This window comes from Aquitalea magnusonii (genome assembly GCF_003202035.1).
GTDB lineage: Bacteria > Pseudomonadota > Gammaproteobacteria > Burkholderiales > Chromobacteriaceae > Aquitalea > Aquitalea magnusonii.
The window spans coordinates 128,677-152,400 of the sequence record NZ_QJKC01000003.1; the positions used below are offsets into that span (position 1 = coordinate 128,677).

Annotated in this window: 26 protein-coding genes; 8 read left to right on the forward strand and 18 right to left on the reverse strand. The window is 62.1% G+C overall.

The window, feature by feature from the left end; translation table 11 throughout:
* Nucleotides 1–22 precede the first annotated feature (22 nt).
* Nucleotides 23–775, reverse strand: a complete 753-nt coding sequence (locus DFR38_RS04225; protein ID WP_059286872.1) for a TlyA family RNA methyltransferase — start codon at nt 773–775, stop codon at nt 23–25.
* A gap of 415 nt (nt 776–1,190) precedes the next feature.
* On the opposite strand from DFR38_RS04225, the gene DFR38_RS04230 reads away from it, so the two are divergent.
* Entirely contained in the window at nt 1,191–2,729 is a 1,539-nt protein-coding gene (locus DFR38_RS04230; protein WP_110313044.1) for a glycine betaine uptake BCCT transporter, read from the forward strand.
* Between the two features lie 76 nt (nt 2,730–2,805).
* The gene (locus DFR38_RS04235) at nt 2,806–3,435 is read left to right on the forward strand and encodes a YceH family protein (protein ID WP_110313045.1); all 630 of its coding nucleotides are present in this window, start codon (nt 2,806–2,808) and stop codon (nt 3,433–3,435) included.
* Nucleotides 3,436–3,573: 138 nt separating this feature from the next.
* Here DFR38_RS04235 and DFR38_RS04240 read toward each other — a convergent pair whose 3' ends face one another.
* From DFR38_RS04240 to DFR38_RS04255, 4 genes are all read right to left on the reverse strand, one after another.
* Entirely contained in the window at nt 3,574–3,936 is a 363-nt protein-coding gene (locus tag DFR38_RS04240; protein ID WP_059285668.1) for a cupin domain-containing protein, read from the reverse strand.
* A 116-nt stretch (nt 3,937–4,052) separates the two neighbouring features.
* Nucleotides 4,053–4,583, reverse strand: coding sequence for an arsinothricin resistance N-acetyltransferase ArsN1 family B (locus tag DFR38_RS04245; RefSeq protein ID WP_059285676.1), 531 nt, complete (start codon nt 4,581–4,583; stop codon nt 4,053–4,055).
* A gap of 53 nt (nt 4,584–4,636) precedes the next feature.
* Nucleotides 4,637–5,353, reverse strand: a complete 717-nt coding sequence (locus DFR38_RS04250; protein ID WP_110313099.1) for a glutathione S-transferase family protein — start codon at nt 5,351–5,353, stop codon at nt 4,637–4,639.
* A 65-nt stretch (nt 5,354–5,418) separates the two neighbouring features.
* Nucleotides 5,419–7,452, reverse strand: coding sequence for a prolyl oligopeptidase family serine peptidase (locus tag DFR38_RS04255; protein WP_110313046.1), 2,034 nt, complete (start codon nt 7,450–7,452; stop codon nt 5,419–5,421).
* Nucleotides 7,453–7,820: 368 nt separating this feature from the next.
* Between DFR38_RS04255 and DFR38_RS04260 the strand changes: the two genes are divergently transcribed.
* Nucleotides 7,821–8,135 (forward strand): fimbrial protein, encoded by a 315-nt coding sequence (locus DFR38_RS04260; protein WP_082693386.1) that lies wholly within the window; start codon nt 7,821–7,823, stop codon nt 8,133–8,135.
* Nucleotides 8,136–8,204: 69 nt separating this feature from the next.
* Here the strand turns inward: DFR38_RS04260 and DFR38_RS04265 are convergent, their stop codons facing one another.
* The 3 genes from DFR38_RS04265 to DFR38_RS04275 form a co-directional block, all read right to left on the reverse strand.
* The gene (locus DFR38_RS04265; RefSeq protein WP_110313047.1) at nt 8,205–8,975 is read right to left on the reverse strand and encodes an alpha/beta hydrolase; all 771 of its coding nucleotides are present in this window, start codon (nt 8,973–8,975) and stop codon (nt 8,205–8,207) included.
* 41 nt (nt 8,976–9,016) lie between these two features.
* Entirely contained in the window at nt 9,017–10,045 is a 1,029-nt protein-coding gene (gene ltaE / locus DFR38_RS04270) for a low-specificity L-threonine aldolase (RefSeq protein WP_059285675.1), read from the reverse strand.
* A 130-nt stretch (nt 10,046–10,175) separates the two neighbouring features.
* The gene (locus DFR38_RS04275) at nt 10,176–10,400 is read right to left on the reverse strand and encodes a hypothetical protein (RefSeq protein WP_059285666.1); all 225 of its coding nucleotides are present in this window, start codon (nt 10,398–10,400) and stop codon (nt 10,176–10,178) included.
* Between the two features lie 239 nt (nt 10,401–10,639).
* Between DFR38_RS04275 and tcdA the strand changes: the two genes are divergently transcribed.
* Nucleotides 10,640–11,425 carry a tRNA cyclic N6-threonylcarbamoyladenosine(37) synthase TcdA gene (gene tcdA / locus DFR38_RS04280; RefSeq protein ID WP_059285674.1) on the forward strand — a complete coding sequence of 262 codons (786 nt, stop codon included), beginning with the start codon at nt 10,640–10,642 and terminating at the stop codon, nt 11,423–11,425.
* Between the two features lie 69 nt (nt 11,426–11,494).
* On the opposite strand, the gene oppF is transcribed toward tcdA, so the two are convergent.
* The 7 genes from oppF to DFR38_RS04315 form a co-directional block, all read right to left on the reverse strand.
* Nucleotides 11,495–12,487: a murein tripeptide/oligopeptide ABC transporter ATP binding protein OppF gene (oppF, locus tag DFR38_RS04285; RefSeq protein WP_059285665.1), complete on the reverse strand. Its 993-nt coding sequence runs from the start codon at nt 12,485–12,487 to the stop codon at nt 11,495–11,497.
* Nucleotides 12,480–13,481: an oligopeptide/dipeptide ABC transporter ATP-binding protein gene (locus DFR38_RS04290; protein ID WP_059285664.1), complete on the reverse strand. Its 1,002-nt coding sequence runs from the start codon at nt 13,479–13,481 to the stop codon at nt 12,480–12,482. The genes oppF and DFR38_RS04290 overlap by 8 nt, the downstream gene beginning before the upstream one ends.
* Before the next feature lie 11 nt (nt 13,482–13,492).
* A complete protein-coding gene (locus tag DFR38_RS04295; protein WP_082693385.1) occupies nt 13,493–14,407 on the reverse strand; it encodes an ABC transporter permease subunit in 915 nt (304 codons plus the stop codon).
* A 16-nt stretch (nt 14,408–14,423) separates the two neighbouring features.
* The gene (gene oppB, locus DFR38_RS04300; RefSeq protein ID WP_059285663.1) at nt 14,424–15,344 is read right to left on the reverse strand and encodes an oligopeptide ABC transporter permease OppB; all 921 of its coding nucleotides are present in this window, start codon (nt 15,342–15,344) and stop codon (nt 14,424–14,426) included.
* Nucleotides 15,345–15,526: 182 nt separating this feature from the next.
* Nucleotides 15,527–17,146 (reverse strand): peptide ABC transporter substrate-binding protein, encoded by a 1,620-nt coding sequence (locus tag DFR38_RS04305; RefSeq protein WP_110313048.1) that lies wholly within the window; start codon nt 17,144–17,146, stop codon nt 15,527–15,529.
* Nucleotides 17,147–17,732: 586 nt separating this feature from the next.
* Nucleotides 17,733–18,767, reverse strand: coding sequence for a dihydroorotase (gene pyrC / locus DFR38_RS04310; RefSeq protein WP_110313049.1), 1,035 nt, complete (start codon nt 18,765–18,767; stop codon nt 17,733–17,735).
* Nucleotides 18,768–18,843: 76 nt separating this feature from the next.
* Nucleotides 18,844–19,074 (reverse strand): sulfurtransferase TusA family protein, encoded by a 231-nt coding sequence (locus DFR38_RS04315; RefSeq protein ID WP_059285662.1) that lies wholly within the window; start codon nt 19,072–19,074, stop codon nt 18,844–18,846.
* 113 nt (nt 19,075–19,187) lie between these two features.
* Between DFR38_RS04315 and DFR38_RS04320 the strand changes: the two genes are divergently transcribed.
* The 4 genes from DFR38_RS04320 (at nt 19,188) to DFR38_RS04335 (ending at nt 21,989) form a co-directional block, all read left to right on the forward strand.
* Entirely contained in the window at nt 19,188–19,967 is a 780-nt protein-coding gene (locus DFR38_RS04320; RefSeq protein WP_059285661.1) for an NRDE family protein, read from the forward strand.
* A 14-nt stretch (nt 19,968–19,981) separates the two neighbouring features.
* A complete protein-coding gene (locus DFR38_RS04325) occupies nt 19,982–20,503 on the forward strand; it encodes a CNP1-like family protein (RefSeq protein ID WP_059285660.1) in 522 nt (173 codons plus the stop codon).
* A 145-nt stretch (nt 20,504–20,648) separates the two neighbouring features.
* Nucleotides 20,649–21,563, forward strand: coding sequence for a DMT family transporter (locus tag DFR38_RS04330; protein ID WP_059285659.1), 915 nt, complete (start codon nt 20,649–20,651; stop codon nt 21,561–21,563).
* Between the two features lie 27 nt (nt 21,564–21,590).
* Nucleotides 21,591–21,989: a lysozyme inhibitor LprI family protein gene (locus DFR38_RS04335; RefSeq protein WP_059285658.1), complete on the forward strand. Its 399-nt coding sequence runs from the start codon at nt 21,591–21,593 to the stop codon at nt 21,987–21,989.
* 34 nt (nt 21,990–22,023) lie between these two features.
* Here DFR38_RS04335 and moaC read toward each other — a convergent pair whose 3' ends face one another.
* The 3 genes from moaC to lpxC all read right to left on the reverse strand — a co-directional run bounded on the left by moaC (nt 22,024) and on the right by lpxC (nt 23,663).
* Entirely contained in the window at nt 22,024–22,503 is a 480-nt protein-coding gene (moaC, locus tag DFR38_RS04340) for a cyclic pyranopterin monophosphate synthase MoaC (protein ID WP_059285672.1), read from the reverse strand.
* A 63-nt stretch (nt 22,504–22,566) separates the two neighbouring features.
* The gene (locus tag DFR38_RS04345; protein WP_059285657.1) at nt 22,567–22,749 is read right to left on the reverse strand and encodes a hypothetical protein; all 183 of its coding nucleotides are present in this window, start codon (nt 22,747–22,749) and stop codon (nt 22,567–22,569) included.
* 2 nt (nt 22,750–22,751) lie between these two features.
* Complete coding sequence (lpxC, locus tag DFR38_RS04350; RefSeq protein ID WP_059285671.1) at nt 22,752–23,663, reverse strand: UDP-3-O-acyl-N-acetylglucosamine deacetylase; 912 nt, start codon at nt 23,661–23,663, stop codon at nt 22,752–22,754.
* Between the last annotated feature and the right edge of the window lie 61 nt (nt 23,664–23,724).

Consider the following 23,724-nt stretch of genomic DNA (forward strand, 5'->3'; position numbering starts at 1 on the left):
TCTGCGGATTTTCTTTGCCTGCTCAATAGACCGCCCGGCGTGCCAGCACGAAAAACTCGCGGTTGCCGTCGCCACCGGTCAACGGGCTGTCGAACCACTGCTCCACCTCCCAGTCCAGCTCGTCCAGGCAGTTGCTGATCTTGTCCTGCACCCCGGCGAACAGGCTTTCATCGCGCACGATGCCGCCATGTCCCAGCGCGCCGCGTCCCACCTCGAACTGCGGTTTGACCAGCCCCAGCAAACGGCCATTCTCCGCCAGCAAAGGCAGGGCCGACGGCAGGATCAGCGTGAGCGAGATAAACGACACATCGCACACCATCAGGTCGAAGGGCAAACCGTCATTGGCCTGCAGCAGGCTGCGGCCATCCAGTGCGCGCGCGTTCACCCCTTCAAAGCAGCGTACGCGCGGATCATCCCATAGCCTGGGATGCAGCTGGTCGTGACCGACATCCACGCCCACCACATACTCGGCCCCGGCCTGCAAGGCGCAATCGGTAAAGCCGCCGGTAGACTGCCCCACATCCAGCACCCGCCAGCCGGTGATGTCCAGCCCGGCCTGGCGCAAGGCGCCATCCAGCTTCTGCCCGCCACGGGAGACGAAGCGGTCGGCCGGATCGGGCCGGACCTGCAAGGGTGTGCCAGCGGGAAATTTTGAACTGGCCTTGCTGATGACCTGGCCGTCCAGGCTGACCCGGCCGCTTTCCAGCAGGCTTTGTGCCGCTGTCCGGGAAGTGGCAAGTCCTTGTTCCACCAACAGAAGATCCACCCGCTTCATCACCGTTTCCTTGCATGCTTTTCAAAAGGCGACAGGTTGGCCAGTCCGCCGCATGCTGTCAAGCATCAACCCGTCTGGCGCGGCCAAGGCGGCGGGACAAGGCGCCGGTCAGGGCTGCGGCGGCCACCAGCTGATTCAGTATATTTGTTTACATCAATTTACTAATAATGTTATGGTAAAAAGGCAATGTATTGAATTCATTGAATTATCCATATGGCAGCCCACAGACTGCCGCCCATTTCAGGCTGCTGCGCCTGTTGCATGGCTGCTTGCCATGCCATCGCCGCCAGCTGACATCATCCGCCCGTCCCCTGCCCGGCCCTTGCGCCGGAGCGGGCGACAGCCCTGCCCCACCCTGCCAGTGAAGGCCAGCCAGCCCGGCGTTCTGCTGGCCGTCTAACGAAAGGAGACACGCTTGGTCTTGCGACTATCCCTGTTACTGACTGCCCTGTTTGTGCTGTTTGGCGCTCTTGCCCCACAGCAGCTGGCCGACACCACGGCCGCCCTGCTGAGCGATACCATTGCCCGCTTCGGCTGGTTTTACCTGCTTGGCGTATTCGGCTTTCTGGTGTTTGCCCTGTATCTGGCCTTTGGTCGTTTCGGCCATATCCGGCTGGGAAAAGCGGATGAGGCACCGGAGTTTTCCCGCGGCAGCTGGTTTGCCATGCTGTTTTCTGCCGGCATGGGCATCGGTCTGGTGTTCTGGGGCGTGGCCGAGCCGCTGTCCCACTTCGCCAGCCCGGCCAGCGCGGCCGTCACGCCGCAGTCGGCCGAGGCAGCCCGTGCCGCCATGCGCTATGCCTTTTTCCACTGGGGCCTGCACCCCTGGGCCATCTATAGCCTGATGGGGCTGGTACTGGCCTATTTCAAATTCAACCGTGGCACGCCGGGGCTGATCAGCGCCGCCTTCCGCCCGCTGCTGGGCGCACGGGTGGATGGCCCCATCGGCAAGGCGATTGATACCCTGGCCGTACTGGCCACGGTATTCGGTGTGGCCACTTCGCTGGGCTTTGGCACCTTGCAGATCGAGAGCGGACTGCTCAAGCTGTTTGGCCTGCCGGCTTCGCCCTGGCTGACCTTTGCCATCGTCGCCATTGCCACCGTGCTGTTCCTGCTGTCCTCGCTCACCGGCCTGGCACGGGGGATCAAGTGGCTGTCCAATCTCAACATCCTGCTGGCCTGCGGCCTGATGCTGCTGCTGATGGTACTGGGCCCCAGCGGCTTCATCTTCGATACCTTCACCACCACCCTCGGTGATTATCTGGGCAATCTCACCAGCATGAGCCTGCGCATGTCGCCCTTCAGCCAGAGCAGCTGGATGGCCAGCTGGACGCTGTTTTACTGGGCCTGGTGGGTGACCTGGGCACCGTTTGTCGGCATGTTCATCGCCCGCGTCTCGCGTGGCCGCACCATACGCGAATTCGTGGTGGGCGTGATGCTGGTGCCGGCCCTGGCCAGCTTTGTCTGGTTTGCCGTATTCGGTGGTACGGCACTGGAGCTGCAATTGTTTGGCGGGGCCGACCTGGTCAGCGCGGTAAAACAGGATGTTTCCACCGCGCTGTACGTGATGTTCGACTATCTGCCGGGTGGGCGCGCGCTATCCATGCTGGCCATGTTGCTGGTGGTCAGCTTTTTCGTCACCTCGGCCGATTCCGCCACCTTTGTGCTGGCCATGCTGTCCTCCGGCGGTTCGCTCAATCCGGGACACCGCGTCAAGCTGGTCTGGGGCGTGCTGCTGTCGGCCATTGCCCTGGTACTGCTCTCCAGCGGCGGGCTGAAGGGCTTGCAGACCATGTCCATCGTGGCAGCGCTGCCCTTCATGCTGATCATGATCGGCATGGCGATTTCGCTGTACAAGGCCCTGGCCGAGGATGAGGATGCCGCCCGCCTGCGCCAGATCCAGCGCCGGCAGCAGCTGGATGCCCTGCTGGCGCAACAGCAGCCACCACGCTGAGCGGTGGCGGCGACAAAGCTTGGTTGCCGGGTGTGCTTGGTGCGATGATGTGCGCATTGCAACAAGGGAGCACAAGATGGATACACACCAACTGGATGCCGCGGAAGTGCGGGTACTGGGCGCACTGGTCGAAAAACAGGCGCTGACACCGGATGCCTACCCGCTGACGCTGAACAGCCTGTCTTCCGCCTGCAATCAGCTCACCAGCCGCGAACCGGTGATGCAGTTGTCCGATGCCGAGCTGAGTGCCGCCCTGGACGGGCTGATGACGAAAAAGCTGGTCACCGAGCGCCTGCCGGCCGGCAGCCGGGTGGCCAAGTATGAGCATCGCCTGAACTATGAATGGAATATCGACGGCGCACGGCAGGCTGCACTGGCGCTGCTGATGCTGCGCGGCCCGCAGACCAGCGCGGAAATCCGCACCCGCTCCGGCCGCATCTACAGTTTTGCAGGCGTGGAAGAAGTGGAAGGCGCGCTGGACGCACTGGCCGACAAATACCCGCCGCTGGTGATGAAACTGCCGCGCCAGCCGGGTGAGCGCGAAGCGCGCTGGTGCCACCTGCTCAGTGGCGAACCCAGCCAGAGCGAACTGAGCGCCGCGGCCATCATCGATGTCGGCGTTGCCGGACGGGTGGCGGCGCTGGAAGCCGAGGTGGCCGCCCTCAAGGCCCGCTTGCAAGAACTGGAACACCGCCTGGGCGAGTAAGCGCCACCAACACCCGGCCCGTTGTGGCATTGGCCCGGCGGGGTGCGCGATCTTGCTCGCCGCGCCAGGCCCTGCGGTTGGTCGGTAATGCACAAAGCCCCGCCAGGGCGGGGCTTTGTGCATTACGGCAAGGCGCAACTATTTGGGCTCAAAGATGGCGTAGGTCTTGCGCGCCGGTTCCAGCACTTCCCACACCCCTTCGAACCCTGCCGGAATGACGAAGTGGTCGCCGGCATACAGCTCCACACTTTCACCCTGCTTGTCGGTCAGCCGCACATAGCCTTCCAGCAGGGTGCAGAATTCGTGCTCACTGTATTTCACTTTCCAGCTGCCACGGCCACCGCTCCAGATCCCGGCATGAAACTGGCCGCTGGGATCGGAGTAATGGTTCTCCACGGTCTGGGCGCATTCGCCTTCGATACGACGCTCGTCCGCCGCGTTGAACTGTTCGACCCGTACCGGGTTGCGTTGAAACACGATGATGTCGCTGGCCTGTGTCATGTCTGCTCCTTTTGTGAGTATTTGATCAAATTTGTCACAAAGCGCAGCGGCTGTCCAAGGTTTTGCACGCACCACACTGGGGAGGGCATGGCCCCAGCATGGCGCAGATGGCGTCGTCAGCTGCCATGGCCTGGTGGCGGGCCATCATTGAGCTTCAGCTCCCAATAGCCCACGTCCAGCCAGCGGCCGGCCTTCCAGCCCACCTCGTGAAACGTGGCCACCTGACGGAAGCCCAGACCCTCGTGCAGGGCGATGCTGGCCTCATTGGGCAGGGCGATGCCGCCGATGGCCATATGCACCCCCCGTGCGCGCAATTGCTGCAGCAAGGCGCGATACAGCCGGCTGCCCAGGCCCTGGCCGCGGGCGGCGGCGGCAAAATACACCGAGGTTTCCACCGCAAAGCGATAGGCATGGCGCACCCGCCAGCGCGTGGCATAGGCATAGCCCAGCACTTCGCCATGCAGCTCCACCACCAGCCAGGGCAGGCCCTGCTCGTCCACCTTGCGCATGCGCTCGGCCATGTCCTGCTCGCTCACTGCCTGCTCTTCAAAACTGATGGTGGTGTCCAGCACGTAGGGATTGTAAATCGCCACGATGCTGGCGGCGTCGGCCAGCGTGGCCGGTCGGATGTGGATATCTTGGCTCATGCTCAGGGTCTGGGACGGGATGATGCTGCCGGGTGGTGCAAGAAACGCGCCAGTCATGCAGGAACCGTCCAATCGGGAAAGTATTGCCGGCGCAGCCGCTCGACATAAGCCTGCAGATTGGGGTGCTGCCGCAGCGCCTGCTGGCTGGGGGTGTCGCCCAGTGTGCCCAGCCAGGCGGAAGCGAGAAAGGCAAATACCGTGGCATCCAGCCAGCTGGGCGCCGCGCCCAGCATATAGGGCTGCTCGCCCAGCAGGGTGGCCAGGGTGGCGACATCCAGTTGCAACAGGCGCTGGCGTTCGGCCGGACTGAAGCGCCCCAGCCCCTGGGCCTGCAGGCTGGCACGCACCTTGCGCCGCACCATGGCCATGATCGGCGCGCGCAACAGCCGCGGCACGCGCTGGAAAAACTGCGCCGGGCCACGGGCAAAGGTGGCGTCGTCCAGCCAGCGTTCATGCACCACGCACCAGTACAGATGATCGCTGCACAGGCATTCCACGCTCCAGGCCAGCGCCTTGTCAGTCTCCGACAGCCCGGCGTCCAGGCTGATGCCATACTGCTCGGCCAGATAAAGGCGGATCAGCGTGGAGTCCGGCACGCGCCGGCCATCGTCATCGAGATAAGGCAGCTTGCCCTTGGGCGCCCGGCGCATGCTGCCGGGCTGCTTGCGATATGGCAGGCCGGACAGCTTGAGCAGCATTTCGGCCTTGATGACAAAGGGGCTGGCATCGGGCAGGCCAAAGGCCGGGCCAAACACATACAGGGTGATCACGGGCAGCACTCCGCGGGGTGGCAAGGCGTTCAGACTAGCACCACCGGCGCAGGATGACGATGGCTTCAGTCCATCAGTTGCTGGTACAGATACACCAGCACCCGCGCCAGTTCCTCGGCCGTCTGTTGCTGACCGGCATTGCCGGTATGGCCGCCGGCAGCGGTTTCGATCAGCAGTGCGGCGTGGCCCAGTTCCTGCAGGCGCGCCACCATCTTGCGGGCATGGCCGGGGTGTACCCGGTCGTCGTGCGCACTGGTGGTAAACAGCGCCAGCGGATAGGTCGCCCCTGGCTTGATCTGGTGATAAGGCGAGTAGGCGGCCAGCGCGGCGGCCTCCTCCGGATTGGCCGGATCGCCGTATTCGTCTATCCAGCTGGCACCGGCCAGCAGCTCGGTGTAGCGCAGCATGTCCAGCAGCGGCACTTCGCACACCACGGCCTTGAACAGCTCGGGTCGGCGCAGCATGCAGGCGGCCACCAGCAAGCCGCCATTGCTGCCGCCTTCGATACCCAGCTTGTCCGGGCTAGTGAGGCCGCTGGCCATCAGCGCTTCGGCCACGGCGCAGAAGTCATCAAAGGAAACCGGGCGCTTCACGCCTTGCGCAGCCTGATGCCAGGCGGGGCCGAATTCGCCACCGCCACGGATGCAGGCCAGCACGAAAGCTCCACCCTTTTCCAGCCAGTGTGCGCCAAAGTTTTCCACGTAGTAGGGCATCATCGGCACTTCGAAACCGCCATAGCCATACAGCAAGGTGGGCGTGCTGCCATCCGGCACCATATCGCGGGCACGTACCACGAAATAGGGAATGGCCACTCCGTCCGGTGCCGTCGCCCAGCATTGCTCGGCGACAAAACGGCTGGCATCGAAGGCGGCGGGCTGCTGGCGCAGGCATTCCTGCTGGCCACTGGCCACATCCAGCCGGTACAGGCCGGTGGGATTGAGAAAATCGCTGAAGCTATAACACAGCACTTCGCTGTCCCAGGGCTGGTCGGCAAACTCGATCACCCCGGAATCCGGCACCGGCAGGCTGCGCGGCTGCCACTGCGCGCCATGCAGGTCAAAGGCCAGCAGACGGCTGCGCACATTGTCAATCAGGTTTACCACCACGCTGCTGCGGGTGGTTTCCACCGACTCGATGGCCAGCCGCGGCGCCGGCTGCACCAGGCACTGCACCCTGCCATCACCGCCCAGCAAGTGGTCCAGCGGCACCGCCAGCAGGCTGCCGGCCAGATGGACCACGCCCTGCCACGACCAGTCTTCTGCCAGCTTGACGATGAACTGGCCATGCAGATAGCCCTCGATATCCGCTCGGGCCGGCAGCGGCAGCGGTCGGGTTTGCAGCTCGGCATCGATCAGATGATAGGTCTTGCTGTAAAAGCCGTCGGCCGCTTCGATCAGGTCCAGGACGCCGTCCGTGCCATCCAGATAACGCCAGGCCGCCACCATCATCGCCCCCTTGGGGGCAACAAACAGCTGCTGCCATTGATGCTGGCCATCGGCCGCCCGTTCCACCAGCCATACCTCGCTGGGATAACCGGAGCGGGTCAGCGGTGCGCCCTGCCAGCCCGGGCAGACCAGCACGCTGTCCGGATCGCGCCAGGCGATATGGTTCTTGCCCTTGGGAAAGCGCAGGCCCTGCTCCACCCAGGCCGCGGCCTCCAGATCGTATTCCCAGGCCAGGCTGGCATCACCGCCCCCTTCGCTCAAGTGCACCAGCACCCGCGTCGGGGCGACCGTGCAATGCGCCACGCCATCCAGATACCAGTCCTTGCCAGCCTCCGCCGCCAGCGCATCCACGTCCAGCACCGTCTGCCACTGCTGGCTACCTGCACGGTAAGCCGCCAGCGTGCTGCGGCGGTAAATGCCACGCGGGTGGTGTTCGTCCTGATGGAAGTTGTACAGCCAGCCGGCGTGCTCGGAAAAGAAGGGAATCTGCCGCGTATCGCGCAGGTGGGCCAGGATGTCGCGCTGCAGCGGGGCATAGCGCGCATCGGCATCCAGCAGGGCCTGGGTACGGCTGTTTTGCGCAGCAACCCATTGCAGGACTGCAGGGTCGTCGAGGCTTTCCAGCCACTGATGGGGATCGGGAAGGTGGGACATGACAGAACCAGAAATGCTAACAGGCGCACAGCTTAGCACCGACACCTGGCCGGCATGAATCAAACACGCGACAGCATGGCGGCGAAAAACCATCCTTTAGTACGGCATTTTCCGTGCAAAAACTCTATTTCTTGCAAAAGGGTCAACACATCAGCCCTATTTACGCTCTAATTATTAAGCCATCGATGTCAAATAACAGCGTCTTTGTAAATACAAAACCTAAAGCCGCGTTTTTGATATGAACGAATAAAAGAATTTATAGGAAAACACAAACAATCAATAGCTGGCGGTAATTTGATTATTTTCCTATAAATCGTTCAGAAATTTCTTTATATATCTATCTATTTACTTAAAGTATTGGAAAAATCATGAAAAACATTCTGATTGCCTGCAGCCTGCTTGCCCTGTTGTTCAGCCATGCTGCCTCGGCCAGCAGTGGCACCATTACTTTTCGTGGCGCCATCGTCAATACACCCTGCGTCATCCCGGCTGAAACCTGGATGAACTACGCCCAGCACCCGGCCAATTACAAAATGGCCCGTACGGCTGCGGCCAATCCCAGCTGTGCCGGCCCGGCGGCAACCCAGTCGGTGCGGGTCTCGCGCTATATCCCGGCATCCATGACCAGCACCACGCTGACGGTCAGCCCGGCCAAGGCCATCGTTACCGTGGTGTACGACTGAACACACCATGACCAGCCCTGTGCATGACTGCCGATTGCTCGTCCACGGATGACGACGGCCAGGCCAAGCTCAGGGCTGATGCTGTTTGATCCAGGCCGCGACCTGGCTGATGACTTCATCCTCTATGCCGTTATAGCCGTGTGCGGCCCAGGCCTGACAGGGGTCGCCCCGGTCCTGTCCACCATCAAACTCCAGCAGGGCGCGCGGCCTGGCCTTGAGCAGCCCGTCCAGTACCGGCTGCACATTGGCCGGCAGGCTTTCCTTGCACTGGTCATGCCGGTGTTGCACCAGCAGGACCGGCAGGGTGAGCTGTGACAAATCCATGGCCGCGACATTGCCCCGGTCGTGATTGATGGTGGAGGTCAACACCAGCCCGGCCACACGCGTTTGCAGACGGATGCCGATGGCCGCCGCCGAGGTAGTGCCACGGCTGGTACCCACCAACCATACCGGGACATCCGCCCGGCGGCGCAGCTCATCAATCACCACCGCCATGTCTGCCGCATGCTCGGCGCTGCTGCGAAAATCGTTACGGCTGATATTGTCCGGATGGTCGGACGGCGCATCCACCACCGCCACCTGGAAACCCTGCCCGGCCCAGCGCTGGCGGGTCCTGACCAGAAAATTGCCGGCACCGGCGCGCAGCTGGCCGCCATCGCTCAGTTTCAGCGTGCCCTCGCCTCCGGTGAACAGGATCAGGCTGGCCAGCGGCTGTCCGGGCGGCTCCAGCAACAACAGCCGCTGCGTCACGCCGGGACGGGTGCTGAGCGTGAGCATCTGTTCATCGGCCAGCGCCCGGCCACAACACAATGCCAGCAAGCAGATCAATACGCTTTTCATCTCGCCCCTCCTGTTTCGCCAGCCGCACCCGGCGCGACTGCTCAGTCGCTCAACACCCGCTGAAACACCTCCAGCACGCGGTCAATGGCTTCACGACTGACCTGCCAGTGTGTCACCAGCCGCATGCGCCCGGCCTCGGGCGGGTTAACCTTGATGCCGGCCGCGGCCAGCGCGGCCATCAGTTCGCTGACATCAATATCGGCCAGAAAACGGAACCACACCATATTGATGTGCACATCATCCAGATCGACTTCAATACACGGCATGCCAGCCAGCTGCTCGGCCAGATAGCGGGCATTGGCATGGTCTTCCGCCAGGCGTTGCGTCATCTCGGTCAGCGCCAGCAGGCCGGGTGCCGCCAGCACGCCGGCCTGACGCCAGCCACCGCCCAGCAACTTGCGATTGTAGCGGGCGCGGGCAATGAATTCGGCCGAACCGGCCAGGATGGAACCGACTGGTGCGGCCAGGCCCTTGGACAGACAGCACATCACCGTATCGGCATGACGGGTGATGTCCTGCACATTGCAGCCCAGATACGTCGCGGCATTGAACACGCGCGCACCATCCAGATGCACCGGCACGCCGTGGCGGCGGGCGATGTCGGCGGTGCGCTGCATGATGTCCAGTGGAATCACCCGGCCATTGCTGTGGGCGTTTTCCAGGCAGATCAGCCCGGTTTTGGGCCAATGCACATCCTGCCCGACCCGGATGCGCGCTTCGATTTCGTCCGGGTCCAGCACCCCCTTGTTGCTGGTGATGGTGCGCAGCTGTACACCGCCGATCACCGCAGCACCGCCGGTTTCATGCCAGACGATATGGCAGTCGTCGCCCAGAATCACCTCATTGCCACGCTGGCAGTGAGTGAAAATGGCCAGCTGGTTGCCAAAATTGCCGGTGGGCACAAACAGCGCGGCTTGCTTGCCCAGCAGGCGGGCTGCCAGGGCTTCCAGTTCGACCACGGTCGGGTCGTCGCCATAGACATCGTCGCCCACCACGGCGTGGGCCATGGCGTGGCGCATGGCCTGGGTGGGTTGGGTGACGGTATCGCTGCGCATATCAATCCACTGCATGCTGTGCTCCTGCAAATGAAAGCGGCGGCCAGAAGGCCGCCGCATGGGGAAAATGATGAATCAGGCCCTGCCTGATTGTGCCAGCAAACGGGTTGCCGGGGGTATTGCGCGGGTTGTGGGAATCACTCCATCAGGGTATTCGATATGCCTGCTTCAGTTCGCTGACGCGGCGCTGGGCGGCCAGCATGGCCGTGCTGTTCATCGAGATGTCACTGCCGCACTGGCAGCGCAGGGTATGGTCGGGGGACAGGGCTTTCAGATGATGGCGGTTTTCATGACCGCAGGCCACGCAGGCAATCACCACGGTGGCGTTGTAATGCTTGTCCAGATCGATATCGAAACGCGGGTGCTTCATGGGGAACTCCCTTGAGATCACACAGGCTGGCCCGGATCAGAGGAATGCCGACATGCATTCTTGACAGGCCCACAGACAAGGATAGGCAAGGCCGGGGAAAGTTCCAATAAATCAGCTGCTTGTTCAGCAGCTGCCGCTGTGCACTGTTGCAGGCAGGACGCAGCCGTTTTCTGCCACAGCGCTGGTCAGCCGGCCCCGGCTTGGTTATGCTTGGCCGTTTTTCCGTACCGGATGTCCCGATGTCGCACGATGCTGATCTTGAACGCCGCTTTGGCGGTATTGCCCGCCTGTATGGCGCAGAGGCGCTAAGCCGTTTCCAGCAGGCTCATGTCTGCGTGGTCGGGGTGGGCGGCGTGGGGTCCTGGGCGGTGGAGGCGCTGGCTCGTAGCGCAATCGGCCGCCTGACACTGATTGATCTGGACAATATTGCCGAGTCCAACACCAACCGCCAGCTGCCCGCGCTGGACCCGCACTACGGCATGGCCAAGGTGACGGCGCTGGCCGAGCGGGTGGGCGCCATCAATCCGGCCTGCGTGGTGCAGGAAATCGAGGATTTCGTCACCGAAGACAATCTGGACGCCATGCTGGGCCAGGGCTTCGACTTCATCATCGACTGCATCGACAATCTGCGGGTGAAAACCGCCATGGCGGCCTGGTGTGTGCGCCATCGCCAGCCCTTTATCGTGTCCGGCGGTGCCGGTGGCCAGATGGACCCGACCAGGATCCAGCTGGCTGACCTGGGTGAAGTGACTTACGACCCGCTGCTGTCCAAGCTGCGTTACAACTTGCGCCGTTATCACGGTTTCCCGCGTGATGCCGGCAAGAAGCTGCAGGTTCCCTGCGTGTTCTCTACCGAACAGCTGGTTTATCCCGACACGCAAAGCTGCGATGCCGACAGCAGCCGTGGCCCGCAGGGCCTGTCCTGCGCCGGCTTTGGCGCGGGCATGGTGGTGACCGCCAGCTTTGGCCTGGTGGCGGTGTCGCATGCCTTGAAGCAGCTGGCCAAGGCGAAAAAGAAAAACTGAAACATCCGGCAGACCATAAAAAACGCCCGGCATGGCAACAGGCCGGGCGTTGGTTTTTGCAGAAGCGAATCAAGCCAGCAGGCAGGAACTCTGGCTCTGCTCACTGATCCGGCGCAGCTGGATTTTCTCCGTGCCGCAACGCGCCTCGGCCTGCGGGCAGCGGGTGCGGAACACGCAGCCGGACGGCGGGTTGATCGGGCTGGGCAGATCGCCTTGCAGGATCTGGATCACCTTGCCCTTTTCCAGCTTCGGGTCGGGGATGGGAATGGCCGACAGCAGCGCGCGGGTGTAAGGATGCGCCGGCGCATCATACAAGGCATGCTTTTGCGCCAGTTCCATCTCGCGGCCCAGATACATCACCAGGATGCGGTCGGAAATATGCTTGACCACCGCCAGATCGTGGGCGATGAAGATCAGCGCCAGCCCCATCTCGCGTTGCAGCTCTTTCAGCAGATTGATGATCTGCGCCTGGATCGACACGTCCAGTGCCGACACCGGCTCGTCGCAGATGATCAGCTTGGGTTCCAGAATCAGCGCGCGGGCAATGCCGATACGCTGGCACTGGCCGCCGGAGAACTCGTGCGGATAGCGGTTGATCATCTGCTCGCGCAGGCCCACCCGCGCCATCATGGCGCGTACCCGCTTCATCACCTCGGCTTCCGACAGCTCCGGCTTGTGTACGCGCAGCGGCTCGCCAATGATGTGCGCCACCGTCATGCGCGGGTTAAGCGAGGCCAGCGGATCCTGGAAGATCATCTGGATGTCCTTGCGCACTGCGTGCCAGTCCTTGTCCGTGCCACGGGTCAGGTCCTTGCCCATCCACACGATCTCACCCGCGGTGGCCGGAATCAGGTTGAGGATGGCGCGCGACAAGGTGGACTTGCCACAGCCGGACTCGCCCACCACGCCCAGGGTTTCGCCGGCATACAGGTCAAAGCTGACCCCGTCCACCGCCTTCAGCGTGCGTTTGGCACTCCACGGCCACTTGCCGTCGCCCTTCACCTGGAAGTGCACCTTGACATCGCGTACCGACAGAATCGGCTGCTTGCTTTGTTCAGACATGGGCCACCTCCTGTGCTGCCTGCTGCAATTCGTCTGCCGGTTTGTGACAGGCGCGCAGCACCTGCGGATTGACGCTGCTGGCAGCCAGTGCCGGCAGTTCGTCGGCACAGCGGCTGCTGGCATGGGTGCAACGCTCGGAGAACGGGCAGCCCTTGGGCATTCTGGCCATATTGGGCGGATTGCCCGGAATGCTCACCAGCTCGCTGCCATCGTGATCCAGCCGCGGCAAGGCGCCGAGCAGGCCGATGGTGTAGGGATGGCTGGGCTGATAGAAGATATTGTCGGCGCTGCCGTACTCCATGGCGCGGCCGCCATACATCACCATCACTTTTTCGCACAGCCCGGCCACCACGCCCAGATCGTGGGTGATCATGACGATGGAGGTGCCGAAATCACGCTGCAGGTCTTTGAGCAGGGTGAGGATCTGCGCCTGTACCGTCACGTCCAGCGCGGTGGTGGGTTCGTCGGCAATCAGCACTTCCGGTTCGCACAGCAGGGCCATGGCAATCATCACCCGCTGGCGCATGCCGCCGGAGAATTCGTGCGGATACATATTGATGCGGCGGGCGGCTTCCGGAATACGCACCGCATCCAGCAGCTCGATGGCGCGCTTTTTGGCGTCGCGGCGGCTAATGCCCTTGTGCAGCTCCAGCACCTCGGTCATCTGGCGTTCTACCGTCAGATAGGGATTGAGCGAGGTCATCGGGTCCTGGAAGATCATCGCCAGCCGGTCGCCGCGGATGCGGTTGAGTTCGGCCGGGCTCATCGCCAGCAGGTTCTGGCCCTGGTACAGCGCCTCGCCAGTGGTTTTGCCGTTCTTGGCCAGCAGGCCCATCATGGCCAGCACGGTCTGGCTTTTGCCGGAACCGGATTCGCCGACGATGCCCAGGGTCTGGCCTTTTTCCAGCTCGAAGCTGACGCCGTTGACGGCACTGACCACACCGTCGTTGGTCTGGAACTGCACGCCCAGATTACTTACTTTCAATAGACTCATCTGTTGCTACCTCAACGATCTTTCGGATCGAGCGCATCGCGCAGGCCGTCGCCGATATAGTTGGCGCAGTACAAGGTGACCGACAGCAGGCCGGCCGGGAACAGCAGAATCCACGGGCTGGCATCCATCACGCCGGCACCGTCCTGAATCAGCACACCCCAGCTGGTCATCGGCTCCTGCACCCCCAGGCCCAGGAAGGACAGCACCGATTCGGTAAGGATCACGCCCGGCACGGTAACGGTGGTGTAGATCACCACGATGCCCAACAGATTGGGCACGATGTGGCGGAAGATGATCTTGGGAGTGGATACGCCAATGGCGTGGGCGGCCTCGACATATTCCTTGGACTTGATTGCCAGCGTCTGGCCGCGCACCACCCGTGCCATGTCCATCCACGAGAACACGGTAATGGTGAGCACCACCAGGTAGAAGTCGCGGCCCAGCAGGGTCACCATCAGGATGGCAATCAGCAGGTAGGGCACGGCATACATCATGTCGACAACGCGCATCATCAGCGCATCCACCTTGCCGCCCATGAAGCCGGCAGTGGCACCCCAGACGATGCCCAGCGCCACCGAGGCGATGGTGGCCAGCGCGCCCACCATCAGCGAAATGCGTCCGCCGATCAGGCAGCGCACCAGCAGGTCGCGGCCCAGCGCATCGGTGCCGAACCAGTGGGTATTGGCCAGCGTCGGGGCGATGCCCATGGCGTCCCAGTCGGTGTCTTCATAAGTGTGCGGCAACAGCATCGGCCCGAACACACAGGCCAGGGTGATAAAGGCCAGCACGATCAGGCTGAGCACGGCGGCCTTGTTGCGGAAAAAGCGCAGGCGCGCGTCGCGCCACAGGCTGCGGCCTTCCACGGCGGCATCGGCGAGGCCATTGTCCAGCGCAGCCGTCATGGCTTTCTGTTTGCTTTGCATCATGATTGCTTCCTCCCGCTCAGTAGCGAATCTTCGGGTCCAGCAGCGCATAGGCCAGATCCACGAGCAGGTTGAGAACAACGGTAATCACCGTCACCAGCACCACCAGCCCCAGCACCAGGGTGTAGTCGCGGTTGGCGGCGCCATTGACGATGAGCTTGCCCAGGCCGGGCAGGCCGAACACGGTTTCGGTAACCACGGCAGCGGTAATCGAGGAAATGGCCAGCGGGCCGATCACCGACACCACCGGCATCAGCGCCGGCTTGAGCGCATGGCGCAGCACGATGGTGCGCATGGGCAGGCCCTTGGCGCGGGCGGTACGGATGAAGTTGCTGCCCAGTACCTCGATCATGCTGCCGCGCATCACGCGGCCGATGGTGGAGATGTTGATGAACACCAGCAGGGCAATCGGCAGCACCATGTAGCGCAGCGAGAAATCATCCCAGCCGCCGGCCGGCAGCCATTCCAGGCCAATGGCAAACACCATCACCAGCACCGGGCCCAGCACGAAAGAGGGAAAAGCACCGCCGATATTGCCCAGCAGCATGACGAAGTAATCGATCAGGCTGTTCTGGCGCAGTGCGGCGACAATGCCCAGCGCCACGCCGATAAACAGCGAAATGACGATGGCACCACCACCGATGGCCGCCGATACCGGCAGGGCCTTGCCCACCAGATCGTTCACGCTCCAGTCGGCATAGCGGAAGGAAGCGCCCAGGTCGCCCTGCAACAGGCTCTTGATGTAATACAGGTATTGCTGCCACAAGGGCAGGTCGAGATGGTATTTGGCCTGCAGATTGGCCAGCACCGCGGCAGACACCTTGCGCTCCCCGTCAAAGGGGCCGCCCGGCGTCAGGTGCAGCAGCAGATAGCAAACGGTAATGACGGCCAGCAGCGTGGGAATGGTGGCCAGCACGCGTCGGAAAGTATAGGACCACATGGGGATACTCCAGCCAGGGGCAGCCGCCGGCAGGGCGCACGTCTGGTCAACGCGCCTGCAGGGCGAAGCTCCGGCATGATGCTCTACATCACAAGCCGGATGTCCGTCTGGCGGACATCCGGCCTCTGTTCAACCGGGGGCCGCAGCCCCCTCCTCTTGCATCACTCAGTCAAGCGCAAGGCTTAGTGCTGGATGATGTAGAGGTCCTTGCCGCGGTAGCGGTCCATCGGGTTCTTGCCGTAGCCACCCACATAGGACTTCACCAGACGCGGTGCGGTGTATTGCAGCAGCGGGATCATCGGATAGTCATCCATGATCATCTTGACTGCCTGGGTGAACAGCTGCTTGCGCTTGGCCTGATCGGTGGTATCGCTACCCTGCTTGATCAGGGCTTCGGCCTTGGCATTGCAGTTCTTGTTGTCGTTCTGGTCGTTGTCACACTGCACCAGCGCCAGGAAGGTGGTGGCGTCGTTATAGTCGGCTACCCAGCCATTACGGGCGATCTGGTAGTCGGCGTCATGGCGCTTCTTCAGCAGCACCTTGAATTCCAGGCTTTCCAGCTCGGTGTTCAGGCCCAGCTTGGATTTCCATTCGGAAGCGGCAAAGATGGCCATCTTCTTGTGGTAGTCACTGGTGTTGTAGGCAAACTTCAGCTTGGTGCCGGGCTTCACGCCCGCTTCGGCCAGCAGCTTCTTGGCCTCTTCCACCCGCTTGGCCATCGGCCATTTTGCCCAGTCATAGCTGGTGACATCGGCACCGGCAGTACCGGCCACGATGGCGCTGTAGGCCGGAGCCTGGCCGTCGGCGGTCACTTTCTTGGCCAGGATGTCACGGTCGATCACCATGGACAGGGCCTTGCGCACGCGCACGTCCTTGAGCAGCGGGTCCTTGTTGTTCAGCGAGTAGTAACGCAGGCCCAGGAAGGGCGCATTGCGGATTTCCTTCGGATACTGGGTCTTGTACTTGTCGTAAGTACCGGACGGCAGTTCCAGCACCCAGTCGTTTTCGCCGGACTCATACAGCTTCACGTCGGCATTGTGGTCTTCGATCGGCAGATAGGTGATCTTGCCCAGCTGCACATTCTTCAGATCCCAGTACTGCGGGTTCTTTTCCACCACCACCTTGCTGTTGACCTGCCAGTCCTTCAGCGCAAAAGCGCCGTTGGAGACCATCTTGCCCGGCTTGGTCCAGTCCTTGCCAAACTTGTCGATGGTGGCCTTGGGCAGCGGTGCCAGCTGGGTATTGGCCACCAGCGACGGCATGAACGGTACCGGGTAGGGGGTTTGCACTTCCAGCGTGTACTTGTCCACGGCCTTCACGCCCAGGGCAGAAGCGGGCTTCTTGCCTTCGGTGATTTCCTTGCCGTTCAGGATGAAGATGCCATAGGTGGAGGCATAGGGAGAGGCGGTCTTGGGCTCGACAAAACGCTGCCAGCCATACACGAAATCGCTTGCGGTCACCGCGGAACCATCCGACCACTTGGCATTCTTGCGCAGCTTGAATACCCAGGTGGTGGGGCTGGTCTGCTTCCAGGACTCGGCCACGCCCGGCACCACCTTGCCAAAGCTGTCGGTGGCGGTCAGGCCTTCAAACAGGTCGGCGGTAATGGTGTTGGCCGGTACCGATTCGGCCAGTACCGGATCGAGCGATTCCGGCTCGGAACCGGTGTTGCGGGTCAGCTCCTGCTTGGCAGCCAGCTTGACGCCAGCCGGCACCTGGGCGGCCATGGCGAAACCGGTCGTACCAGCCAGTGCCAGGGCTACGGCTGCCGCGGCCACGCGCAGCGATTTATTGTGTGACATTCGCCTATTCTCCTGTTCTGTAGAGCCCCGCTTATTGCGGGTGCGCAAATTCTTTTATCCGAATTATGTCCGGAACTTCCCGATTAACTGTCCGAAACGGGCCGGGCCATTATGCGCCAGCGTTTTTCAATTCTTCAAGTGTGAATCAGAACAATATGACAAGCGTTTTGCAAAACCCGTGTCATTTCAACGACGTTAGCGCTTTTGCCAGCAATTTTTCACAGGATTTTCGGCTGAACCACAAAATTTACCACCCCTGCCATGAGTAATTATATTGGCAGGTATTATTATCTTGCATGCATGGACTGATTTAAGCGGCAGATATGGCGCCAGCCGCGACTTTCATTTGCCCATTCAGGCCGGCAGCATATTAATCAGCCGTTGACTGAGACTAAATATCAGTACGATAACAAGCTGAATACCGCCGGATTGCCCACGGTAAAAGGCTCCCGACCACTACGGCATGGCATGGCAAACCGCGGCCATTCGCCGGCAAGGCGTTGGATTGCCCGACAATACCAGGCGAAAAAACCATGAAAAAAGCTCCCCGCAGGGAGCTTTCATCAGCAGGAGCAGCCGGTCGGCTTCAGTCTTGCATGCGCCAGTGAATGGCTTCGCCGGCACGCAGCGGCACCAGCACATCATCGCCATAGCTCAGTTCGGCCGGCACGGTCCAGCTTTCCTTGACCAGGGTGATGGTGTCGGCATTGGGGGCCAGGCCGTAGAAAGCCGGGCCGTTCAGGCTGGCAAAGGCTTGCAGCTGGTCCAGCGCCCCGGCGGCTTCAAAGGCTTCGGCATACAGCTCGATGGCGGCATTGGCGGTATACATGCCGGCACAGCCACAGGCGGCTTCCTTGGCGTGACGGGCATGCGGCGCGCTGTCGGTGCCGAGGAAGAACTTGGCCGAACCGGATGTCGCGGCCTTGAGCAGCGCCTGGCGGTGCAGCTCGCGCTTGAGTACCGGCAGGCAGTAGTGATGCGGGTGAATGCCGCCAACAAAGATGGCATTGCGGTTCATCAGCAGGTGATGCGCGGTAATGGTGGCGGCAATGTTATCCGGCGCGCTGGCCACATACTCGGCCGCATCCTGGGTGGTGATGTGTTCGAACACCACGCGCAGCGACGGCAGACGCGCCAGCAGCGGCTGGAATACCTGTTCGATGAACACCGCTTCGCGGTCGAAGATGTCGATGGCCGGATCGGTCACTTCGCCATGCACCAGTAGCGGCATGCCGCAGTCGGCCATGGCTTCCAGTGCCGGCATGGCCTTGTCGATGCTGCTGACGCCAAAGTCGGAATTGGTGGTGGCACCGGCCGGATATAGCTTGATGCCATGCACGAAACCACTGGCGCGCGCCTTGCGCACTTCCTCGGCACTGGTGTTGTCGGTGAGATAAAGCGTCATCAGCGGTTCGAAACGGCTGCCGGCCGGCAGTGCGGCCAGAATGCGCTCACGATAGGCAGCAGCAGCCTCCACCGTGGTCACCGGCGGTTTCAGGTTGGGCATGATGATGGCGCGGCCCATCTGGCGCGCGGTGTCGGGCAGCACGGCCGCCAGGGCTGCGCCATCGCGCAGGTGCAAGTGCCAGTCGTCGGGACGAATGAGGGTAAGGGTCTGCATGCGGTTTCGCTCTATCGCTGGGCTATCGGGATCAGGACAGGCAGGCGGCCACCGGCCGGGTGCGCCGCCGCCCACATCATTTGCGGCGCAACACCATGCGGAACTTGCCTGCCGCCGTGGTGGTGGACTCCAGCAAGGCATTGCCGGTCTGGCGGCAGAAGGCCTCGAAATCCTTGGGCGCACCGGGATCGGTGGCAATCACTTCCAGCACCGTGCCGCTGTCCATTTCCGCCAGTGCCTTCTTGGCACGCAGGATGGGCAAGGGGCAGTTCAGGCCGGACAGGTCAATCAGGCGGTCGGGAGTCATGGGGGTTTCGCTCAGTCTTACGTTACAATGCCAATCGGAGGCGGTATTCTACCGGCTCTGTATCCGCTTAGTGTACGCCACTCGTCAAGCCCCCCAAAATCGGGACACCCGCCATGTGCGTGATTGCCTTTGCCTACAAGATGCCCGGCCTGGGCCAGCTGGTTTTGCTGGCCAACCGCGACGAATACTACGCCCGCCCGTCCGCAGCGCTGGACTGGTGGGATGGCTTTACCGACACCCTGGGCGGGCGTGACCTGCAGGCGGGTGGCAGCTGGCTGATGGTGGATGGCCGTGGCCGCTTTGCCGCGCTGACCAATTTTCGCGAAGGCTATGGCAAGAGCGGCGAGCGCTCGCGTGGCGAGCTGGTGCAGCGCTTTGTCACCGGTGATGACGACCCGTTTGCCTTTGCCGACTGGCTGCGCGACAACCATCAGCACTATGCGCCGTTCAACCTGTTGTACGGCAAGGTGGATGATCTGTTCCACTTTCACAGCCGCGGCGCCCGCATCGCCCGCGTGACACCCGGCATACACACCCTGTCCAATGCCACGCTGGACACGCCCTGGTTCAAGAGCGAACGGCTGGCCGAGCATCTGCGCGGCCTGCGCCGTCCGCCCACCGAAGAGCAAGCCTTTGCCTGGCTGGCCGATGCCACCGCCGCCGGACCCGGCCAATTGCCGAATACCGGGGTGGGACTGGCACTGGAAAAAGTCTTGTCGCCGGTATTCATTCAGGGCCGCGACTACGGCACCCGCTCTTCCATGCTGCTCAACGTATCCGCACGCGGTGATGTAAGCTTGTCCGAACTTTCCTGGGGGTTGGCCGGCCGCGAAGCCGGCCGCCGCCGTTACACCATCCGGCCGGGGCAGGTACAACACCCGGCCAAGCTTTGAAGCAGGAGACGTGCTTGAAATTGTCCCGATATGGTCTGGCCGTGGCCGGACTGCTGCTGGCGCTGAACGCCCAGGCCAGCGAATACAGCAAAAGCTTCAACAATACCAATTACGCGCTGGACGATGTCCAGCCATGGGCCGAAGGCAAGTTCAGCATCCCCGACTATCCGGCAGCACCGGACTGGGTCGGCTTTTATGTCGGCCCGGAAGTAGCCAACAAATACTTTGCCGACAGCAAGAGCATGACGGTGGGTGAAGATGGCGTGATCCGGCTGATTCTGCGCGTGCAAAGCCCGTCCGGTGCGGAAAACCTGAGCGTGGAAGGCATACAGTGTGCCGAGGGTACGTATCGCAGCTACGCCTTTGGCGACAGCATCAACAAGCGCTGGATCGAATCCATGCGTGCCGACTGGCGCAAGATTGCCTACGACGACAAGGCGCGCCGCACCCTGCGCGAAGACCTGTGCGTGGAGAAGACCGCACCGAAATCCGCTGAACAGGCCGTCAAGCTGTTGCGCGCCGCGCCCTGGCGCTGACAACAACAGGGCACCAAACAGCGCAAGGGCAATATCCGTCATCCCCGACGGCTATTGCCCTGCTTGCACCAGCCCGGTGCATTGGTCATGACAAGCAAGTGAATTTGGGTTATCAATATGGCTTTACCCATTCTTTGGCCGTATTGTGTCTTCACCTGCCCCCTCCCCACGCAGCGCCCTGACGCTGGCCCAGTTCAAGATCCTGCTTTCCGCCATCGGTTTTGGCAGCATGGCCATCCTGGCGCGCTTTGCCTATGCCGACGGCGTGTCCACCGCCAGCCTGCTGTTCCTGCGCTTTTTCCTGGCCGGGCTCTTGCTCTTGCCATGGGTATTCTGGAAAAAGCTGCCCTGGCCACGCGGACGCGCCCTGCTGGTGCTGATGGGCATGGGCAGCCTGGGTTATGCCGGCATGGCGGCCTGCTATTTTTCCGGCCTGCACTATGCCAGTGCCGGCACCATCGCCCTGCTGCTCTACCTGTTCCCGGCCATCGTGCTGGTGCTGTCCACCCTGCTGCTGGGCGAACGCTTCAGCACCCGCCGACTGCTGGCCCTGCTGCTGGCGCTGGGCGGCCTGACCATCACCATCGGCCTGGAACTGTCGGCCCAGCCACTGGGCCTGCTGCTGGGGCTGGCCTCGGCGCTGATCTATTCGCTGTATATCCTGGCTGGCAGCCGCTATACCAGCGCCTGTGATCCGCTGACTTCGGCTTGCGTGGTGGTGTTTTCCGCGGCCACTTGCTATGGCATCTATCTGGGCATCACCGGTTTTCATGGCCCGGCCAGCCTGCACGGCTGGCTGGCGGTCTTGGGCATTGCCTGTTTTGGCACGGTGGCGGCGCTGGCGCTGTTCCTGTCCGGCCTGGCGCGTACCGGGGCCACCCAGGCCTCGCTGATTTCCACCGCTGAGCCGGTGGTCACCATCCTGCTGGCCTGGCTATTGCTGGGCGAGCAGCTGGGCTGGAGCCAGGCCGTGGGCGGCGCGCTGATTCTGGCCGCGGTGGTATTGATCAGCCGCGAAGCACGGCCGGAGCAGGTGCAGCTGACCGAGCTACATGACTGAAACCGGGTGATACGGGAGGAAGCATCAATGAAATTCGGTCTGACCGCCCTGCTGCTGGCAGGACTGTGTAGCAACCTGGTGCAGGCTGCCGGCGACAGCTGCCAGCATGCCATGACGCAGGCGGACATGAATGTGTGCGCGGCCAAGGCGCATGAGCTGGCAGATAAGCAGCTGAACAGCCTCTACCAACAGTATCGCCAACGGCTAGCTGCCGACGACCAGCAACGGCTGACCATCGCCCAGCGTGCCTGGATAGGCTACCGGGATGCCGCTTGCCGCTTTGAAACCGCCCAGGTCAGTGGTGGCAGCATTTTCCCCACCATCTGGTTACAGTGCCTGACCGGCAAGACGGAGAACCGCATCAAGGAGCTGCAAAAACTGCTGCAATGCCAGGAAGGCGATCTGGACTGCCCTGCTTTGCAATAAAACGCCACAAGGCAGGCATGAATATGCCGGCGGCTCAGGCCCCCGCCTGCCAGTGCCCGCTCTTGCCGCCTTCTTTTTCCAGCAGCTGCACGGCGGAAATCACCATGCCACGGTCCACCGCCTTGCACATATCGTAAATGGTGAGCAGGCCAACGCTGGCAGCTGTCAGCGCTTCCATTTCCACACCGGTCTGGCCGCTGCACTCGGCAGTCACCGTAATGCTGACGCTGCTGCTGGCTTCGTCAAGTGCAAATTCCACGGCCACGCGGGTGAGGGCGATGGGGTGACAGAGCGGGATCAGGTCGGCGGTACGTTTGGAGGCCATGATGGCGGCGATGCGGGCAATGCCCAGCACGTCGCCTTTTTTATGATGGCCATCGCGGATCAGCAGCAGGGTGGCCGGCAGCATGCGGATGCTGCCGCTGGCCACCGCACGGCGGCGGGTGTGCTCTTTGTCACCGACATCCACCATATGGGCCTGGCCACTGGCATCGAAATGGGTCAGTCCGGACATGTAAACCTCCAGCAAGTGGCAGCCGCTGGCTGCCAGCAGATTGAAATGGCTGGCAGTGTGCGGTTAACGGAGCAGTTTGCCAATCAGCCAGAAGAGGGTGAGCAGCAGGCCCAGGCCGCCAGTCCACTTGCACAGACGCAGGCTGATATGCAAATAACGCGGGTTGCGGGTGAGCGCATAGCTGATGGCGGACCAGCCAAAAGCCAGAATGATGACAATGGCCCACAGCCGCCACAGCGCCAGCATGTCTACACCACCTCGGGCAGGCGGTGGAAGCTGGACGGGGCATCCAGCGGGTCGGTAAAGCTGACGTATTCCCAGGCATCCGGCGTATCCAGCAGCTTGCGCAGCAATTTGTTATTGAGCGCATGGCCGGATTTATGGCCGGAGAAGGCGGCAATCAGCGGGTGGCCGATGATGTAGAGGTCGCCAATGGCGTCCAGAATCTTGTGGCGCACGAATTCGTCGGGAAAACGCAGTCCCTCCGGATTCAGCACGTACTCGTCATCGATGACGATGGCGTTGTCCAGGCTGCCGCCCAGCCCCAGCCCGTGCTGGCGCATGTATTCCACTTCGTGCATGAAGCCGAAGGTGCGGGCGCGGCTGATTTCGTCCAGATAAGAGCTGCTGGCGAAATCCACCGTGACTTTTTGCGGTGCCAGATTGAAAGCGGGATGGTTGAATTCGATGGACAGGGTGATCTTGAAGCCATCCATCGGCTCCAGCTTGACCCATTTGTCCTCTTCGATGATTTCCACCACCTGTTTGACGCGAATGAAGCGCTTGGGCACGGTCTGCTCGACCACCCCGGCACTTTGCAGCAGGTAAATGAAGGGGGCGGCGGAGCCATCCATGATGGGCATTTCCGCCGCCGTCACCTCGACAATGAGGTTGTCGATGCCAAAGCCGGCAAAGGCCGACATCAAATGCTCGATCGTGCCGACACGCACGCCGGTGGCGGTCACCAGCGTGGAGGAGAGGCGCGTGTCGTTGACGAGCGCAGGCTCGGCTTTCACATCCTCCGACTCGGGCAAGTCGGTGCGGCGAAAGACGATGCCGGTGTCGGGTGCTGCCGGCAGCAGGGTGAGTTTCACCCGCTCGCCAGAATGCAAGCCGACACCTGTGGCGCTGATCGCTTGTTTCAGCGTGCGCTGGAATATCATGTGAAGCTTTCAGGCAATCGGGAAAACCCGATTCTAGCACAGGCTTGCGCCATGCTTT

Coding starts and splice junctions, on each gene's coding strand:
- oppF (WP_059285665.1), bottom strand. CDS start 12,487: ATGTCTGAACAAAGCAAGCAGCCGATTCTGTCGGTACGCGATGTCAAG.
- moaC (WP_059285672.1), bottom strand. CDS start 22,503: ATGTCCGGACTGACCCATTTCGATGCCAGTGGCCAGGCCCATATGGTG.
- pyrC (WP_110313049.1), bottom strand. CDS start 18,767: ATGCAGACCCTTACCCTCATTCGTCCCGACGACTGGCACTTGCACCTG.
- DFR38_RS04245 (WP_059285676.1), bottom strand. CDS start 4,583: ATGAGCCAAGATATCCACATCCGACCGGCCACGCTGGCCGACGCCGCC.
- ltaE (WP_059285675.1), bottom strand. CDS start 10,045: ATGCAGTGGATTGATATGCGCAGCGATACCGTCACCCAACCCACCCAG.
- DFR38_RS04335 (WP_059285658.1), top strand. CDS start 21,591: ATGAAATTCGGTCTGACCGCCCTGCTGCTGGCAGGACTGTGTAGCAAC.
- DFR38_RS04315 (WP_059285662.1), bottom strand. CDS start 19,074: ATGACTCCCGACCGCCTGATTGACCTGTCCGGCCTGAACTGCCCCTTG.
- DFR38_RS04255 (WP_110313046.1), bottom strand. CDS start 7,452: ATGTCCCACCTTCCCGATCCCCATCAGTGGCTGGAAAGCCTCGACGAC.
- DFR38_RS04240 (WP_059285668.1), bottom strand. CDS start 3,936: ATGACACAGGCCAGCGACATCATCGTGTTTCAACGCAACCCGGTACGG.
- DFR38_RS04305 (WP_110313048.1), bottom strand. CDS start 17,146: ATGTCACACAATAAATCGCTGCGCGTGGCCGCGGCAGCCGTAGCCCTG.
- DFR38_RS04295 (WP_082693385.1), bottom strand. CDS start 14,407: ATGATGCAAAGCAAACAGAAAGCCATGACGGCTGCGCTGGACAATGGC.
- DFR38_RS04260 (WP_082693386.1), top strand. CDS start 7,821: ATGAAAAACATTCTGATTGCCTGCAGCCTGCTTGCCCTGTTGTTCAGC.
- DFR38_RS04275 (WP_059285666.1), bottom strand. CDS start 10,400: ATGAAGCACCCGCGTTTCGATATCGATCTGGACAAGCATTACAACGCC.
- DFR38_RS04225 (WP_059286872.1), bottom strand. CDS start 775: ATGAAGCGGGTGGATCTTCTGTTGGTGGAACAAGGACTTGCCACTTCC.
- DFR38_RS04290 (WP_059285664.1), bottom strand. CDS start 13,481: ATGAGTCTATTGAAAGTAAGTAATCTGGGCGTGCAGTTCCAGACCAAC.
- oppB (WP_059285663.1), bottom strand. CDS start 15,344: ATGTGGTCCTATACTTTCCGACGCGTGCTGGCCACCATTCCCACGCTG.
- DFR38_RS04265 (WP_110313047.1), bottom strand. CDS start 8,975: ATGAAAAGCGTATTGATCTGCTTGCTGGCATTGTGTTGTGGCCGGGCG.
- DFR38_RS04235 (WP_110313045.1), top strand. CDS start 2,806: ATGGATACACACCAACTGGATGCCGCGGAAGTGCGGGTACTGGGCGCA.
- tcdA (WP_059285674.1), top strand. CDS start 10,640: ATGTCGCACGATGCTGATCTTGAACGCCGCTTTGGCGGTATTGCCCGC.
- DFR38_RS04345 (WP_059285657.1), bottom strand. CDS start 22,749: ATGCTGGCGCTGTGGCGGCTGTGGGCCATTGTCATCATTCTGGCTTTT.
- DFR38_RS04320 (WP_059285661.1), top strand. CDS start 19,188: ATGTGCGTGATTGCCTTTGCCTACAAGATGCCCGGCCTGGGCCAGCTG.